Source organism: Micromonospora sp. 4G55 (assembly GCF_016803375.1).
This window is the reverse complement of sequence record NZ_JAEVHN010000549.1, coordinates 1-4149: the sequence shown is the minus strand read 5'-3', so window position 1 is coordinate 4149 and position 4149 is coordinate 1. Positions and strand designations below refer to the sequence as shown.

The window sequence follows — 4149 nt, the reverse complement described above, 5'->3', positions numbered from 1 at the left end:
GGCGCCCGCTGGACGACCGCCGCCTCCGCCTCCCCGCTCCGGAGCGGGTACGGATCTGCGTCACGTGTCCCATCCTCTCCTGCCGGCCCGGGGCCGGCACGGCCACGGGGGCGCGGCCACCGGTCACTGTCTCGGTGACCGCACCCCCGTGGCACGGTCGGTGCCGATCAGGCCTTCGGCGTCAGGCTGAAGTCGATGATCTGGTCCGGGGTGATGTTCTGCTTGAGCGCGCCGGCGCCCTGCAGCAGCGCGATGCTCTTGGCCACCCGCTCGTTGTCCAGGGTGCCGATGGCGGTGCCGGAGTTGCTGGACCGGACGTACCCGGCCATCAGCTGGAGCTCGGCGGCGGCCGCGGCCGGGTTGGTCGCGGCGACGTTCTTCTTCAGCAGCTCGGCGGCCTCCTGCGGGTTGCCCAGGGCGTACTCCAGGCCCTTGAGCAGCGCCGCGGTGAAGCGCTTGACCATCTCCGGCTTCTCCTTGGCCAGCTTGGTCGAGGTGATCAGGGCGTTGCCGTAGAGGTCCTGCATGACCTCGCTGTACGGCAGGACGACCGGCTTCTTCTTGGTCACCGCCTCGACGGTGGGCTGGCCGACCACGAACTGGCCGATGCCGTCGACCGTGCCGGAGGCCAGGGTGCCCATCAGGGTCTGCGCCTCACCGTTGACCCAGGTCACCTTGCTGGCGTCGACGCCGGCGAGGCGGGCGTACGTCGGGAAGAGCTGGCGGACCACGGAGGTGGGGGTGTCGGCGAGCTTCTTGCCCTCCAGGTCCTTCGGCGTGGCGATGTTCTTGCCCTCGACGGTGACCACGGCCGCCATGGTGCGCTGCTGGATCGCCGCCACCGCCACGAAGTCCTTGGCGGCGCCGTTGCCGAGCTGGAGCAGGCCACCGGTCAGGTCGATCGGGCCGAAGTCGGCCTGACCGCCGACGACGGTCTGGATGACCGAGCCGGTGCCCTGGCCCGGCTTGATCTCCACGTCGAAGCCGGCGTCCTTGAAGAAGCCCTTCTCCTTCGCCACCCAGGCGTACGAGTCACGGCCGAAGTTGCCGAAGGAGGTCAGGTAGGTCACCTTCTCCAACGCCTTGCCGTCACCGCCCTTGGCATCGGAGTCGTCCGAGCCGCTGCTGCACGCGGAGACCAGGGCGAGGGCGGTGGCCAGGGCGGCCGTGGCGACCGTACGGGTCAGCCTTCTCATCAGTGCACCATGTCCTTTCCGACCGGGTCATGCCACCCGGAGGGGTTGTCGGTCCGGCGGTGCCGGCGTGATGGGGGGAGCCGACGCCACCGTCGTGAAGGGACTCTTCGCGGGCACAGCGTACGAGAGACCCACCGTCACGACACCAGTCGCATCGGGTTGCGGAACGGAAACAACTGAGCGTCCACCCCGGACTGTTGGCAAGTGCCACACGCCGGATAGCCTTTGTCGGATTCCTGACCGCCCACTCAGGGGAGGCCCGCCGGACATGATCCGACTCGCCGACGTGTCGCGTACCTTCGACGGCCGCTCCGGCCGGGTCGAGGCGCTGCGCGGTATCGACCTGGCGGTCGCCGAGGGCGAGTTCGTCGCGGTGCTGGGCCGCTCCGGCTGCGGAAAGTCCACCCTGCTGCGCATGGTCGCCGGGCTGCTGCCGGTGACCAGCGGCGAGATCACCGTGGGCGGCACGGCCGTCACCCGGCCCCGCCAGGACATCGCGATGCTCTTCCAGCGCCCCGCCCTGCTCCCCTGGCGCACCGTGCTGGACAACGTCCTGCTGCCGGTGGAGATCTTCGGCTGGAGCCGGGCCAGGCACCGCGACCGGGCCCGCCAACTGCTGGAGATGGCCGGCCTCGGCGGCTTCGAGAAGCGGCTGCCGCACGAGCTCTCCGGCGGCATGCAGCAGCGGGTGTCGCTCTGCCGGTCGCTGATCGGCGAGCCCCGGGTGATGCTGATGGACGAGCCCTTCTCCGCCCTGGACGCGCTCACCCGCGAGGAACTCTCCGGCGAACTGCAACGCGTGCACATGGAGACCGGGGCCACCGTCGTCTTCGTCACCCACTCCATCGACGAGGCGGTGCTGCTGGCCGACCGGGTGGTCGTGCTCAGCCCACGCCCGGGGCGGATCCGCAAGATCGTCGAGGTGACCATCCCCCGACCCCGCACCCTCGGCCGCAACGCCCACCTGGCCGACGTCGCCCGGGTCAGCGCCGAACTGCACGAACTGTTGATGGAGCGCGAGACGCCGGCCGTGGCGGAGGGACGATGAGCATGCGGGTGGCCGTCTTCGTCGAGCCGCACCGCGGTGCCAGCTACGACGACCAGCTCCGGTTCGCCCGGCTGGTGGAGGCGGGCGGCTTCGACGGGTTCCTGCGCGCCGACCACTACCAGGCGATGGGCGACGAGCCGGGGCTGCCCGGCCCGACCGACGCCTGGCTGACGCTGGCCGCGCTGGCCCGGGAGACCACCCGGATCCGGCTCGGCACGCTGGTCACCTCGGCCACCTTCCGGCTGCCCGGGCCGCTGGCCGTGATGGTGGCCCAGGTCGACCAGATGAGCGGCGGCCGGGTCGAGCTGGGCATCGGCGCCGGCTGGTACGAGCGTGAGCACACCTCGTACGGCATCCCGTTCCCCGCCGTGGGTGAGCGCTTCGACCGGCTGGCCGAACAGCTGGAGATCATCACCGGGCTGTGGCGGACCCCGGTCGGCGACACCTACACCCACCTCGGCGACCACTATCGGCTGGTGGACGCGCCCGCGCTGCCCAAGCCCGTGCAACGGCCCGGTCCGCCGGTGATCGTCGGCGGGCGCGGCCCGAAGCGCACCCCCGAGCTGGCCGCCCGGTACGCCGACGAGTTCAACATGCCCTTCAAGTCCGTCGAGGAGACCGCCGCGGCGTACGAGCGGGTCCGCGAGGCGTGCGATCGGACCGGGCGCGCCGAGTCGGGGCGGGCCCCACTGGTGCTCTCCGCCGGGGTGGTGGTGGCGATCGGGCGTACCGACGCCGAGGCCCGCCGCCGGGCGGCGCCGCTGCACGTCAAGAGCGCCCTGCCGCCGGAGGACCCGGTGGTCGGCTCCCCCGCGCAACTCGTCGACCGGCTCGGCGAGTTCGCCGCGATCGGCGCCACCCGGGTGCACCTGCGCCTGATCGAACTCGACGACCTCGACCACCTGGAGCTCATCGCCGGCGAGGTGCTCCCCCAACTGAACGGAACGCGATGACCGACGTGGTCGACGGTACGGAACTCGGCCCGGTGGGCCAGGAGATCGTCTTCGAGAACGAGCGGGTACGGGTGTGGCACATCCGCCTGGAGCCGGGTGAGCGGCAGCCGCTGCACCGGCACGACCACCCGTACCTGGTGGTGGCCGTCCAGGGGGCGAAGAACGTGGTGCAGACGATCGACGGCACCCGGATCGACGCCGACGAGCCCACCGGCGGGGTGGTCTACCGGGACCCGGGCGCGGTCCACATGCTCACCAACGTCGGCGACACGACGTATCTGGCCCGCCTCGTCGAGTTGAAGTAACCCCAGGCAGTCGCCCCGCCGCGCCACAGTGGCGATCGGGCGCACCGGGCCGTAACGTGCGCGACATGGCCTTTCGGACGTGGGGCAGACTGCTGTTCACCGCATTCGGGGTGAGCGTGCTGGCCGGAGCCGGTCAGCTCGGCATCGCGTACGGGTTCGGGATCGTACGACTCAACGGCGCGTTCACGGATGTGAACCGGTGGCCGGCCCAGCTCGCCTGGGTCGGCTGGTTCGCCGTGACCGCCGCCGTGGTCGGCGCCGTGGTCACCGTCCGGCTCGCCCGCCGCGTCGGGCTGGCGGACGGCACCGGCGCGCAGCTCGCCGTCTCCGGCGCGGCCGCACTCGGCGCGACCGTCGTCGCTCCGCTCTGCATGCAACCCGCCCGGGCCGCGGAGCTGAGCACCGTCGACCCAGTCTGGGCGGTCGGGATCTGCGCGGTCGTCGGGGCGGTGGTCGGCGCGGGCGCCGCCTCGGCCGTGCTGCTCCGGCCGCCACTGGGCTGGAACGTCGCCCTGCTGACCGGCGCGGTCTGGCTGATCGCGCTGGTCTCGGTCGCGCGCGCTGCTGTCCACCGGGGTGCTGCGCTCCGTACGCCTCGGTGTGCTGGAGCCGTCCTGGCTGGACGCGGCCGCGGCGCAGCGGCTGGC

Annotated in this window: 4 protein-coding genes and 1 pseudogene; 4 read left to right on the top strand and 1 reads right to left on the bottom strand. The window is 72.1% G+C overall.

What is annotated here, in order from left to right; genetic code table 11:
* Positions 1 to 167: 167 nt before the first annotated feature.
* The gene (locus tag JNW89_RS29535) at positions 168 to 1196 is read right to left on the bottom strand and encodes an ABC transporter substrate-binding protein (RefSeq protein ID WP_238451586.1); all 1029 of its coding nucleotides are present in this window, start codon (positions 1194 to 1196) and stop codon (positions 168 to 170) included.
* Positions 1197 to 1464: 268 nt separating this feature from the next.
* On the opposite strand from JNW89_RS29535, the gene JNW89_RS29530 reads away from it, so the two are divergent.
* The 4 genes and pseudogenes from JNW89_RS29530 to JNW89_RS29515 form a co-directional block, all read left to right on the top strand.
* On the top strand, positions 1465 to 2244 hold the full coding sequence (locus JNW89_RS29530) for an ABC transporter ATP-binding protein (RefSeq protein ID WP_238451585.1): 780 nt from the start codon (positions 1465 to 1467) through the stop codon (positions 2242 to 2244).
* Positions 2245 to 2246: 2 nt separating this feature from the next.
* Positions 2247 to 3197, top strand: coding sequence for an LLM class F420-dependent oxidoreductase (locus tag JNW89_RS29525; protein ID WP_238451587.1), 951 nt, complete (start codon positions 2247 to 2249; stop codon positions 3195 to 3197).
* A complete protein-coding gene (locus JNW89_RS29520; protein ID WP_154941843.1) occupies positions 3194 to 3502 on the top strand; it encodes a cupin in 309 nt (102 codons plus the stop codon). Before JNW89_RS29525 ends, JNW89_RS29520 begins: the two co-directional genes overlap by 4 nt.
* Positions 3503 to 3567: 65 nt before the next feature.
* Positions 3568 to 4149, top strand: a pseudogene (locus JNW89_RS29515) (hypothetical protein); the annotation flags it as partial.

What these genes read in the sequence shown, in the direction of transcription:
- JNW89_RS29535 (WP_238451586.1), bottom strand. Translation starts at nt 1,196, where the DNA reads ATGAGAAGGCTGACCCGTACGGTCGCCACGGCCGCCCTGGCCACCGCC.
- JNW89_RS29530 (WP_238451585.1), top strand. Translation starts at nt 1,465, where the DNA reads ATGATCCGACTCGCCGACGTGTCGCGTACCTTCGACGGCCGCTCCGGC.
- JNW89_RS29525 (WP_238451587.1), top strand. Translation starts at nt 2,247, where the DNA reads ATGCGGGTGGCCGTCTTCGTCGAGCCGCACCGCGGTGCCAGCTACGAC.
- JNW89_RS29520 (WP_154941843.1), top strand. Translation starts at nt 3,194, where the DNA reads ATGACCGACGTGGTCGACGGTACGGAACTCGGCCCGGTGGGCCAGGAG.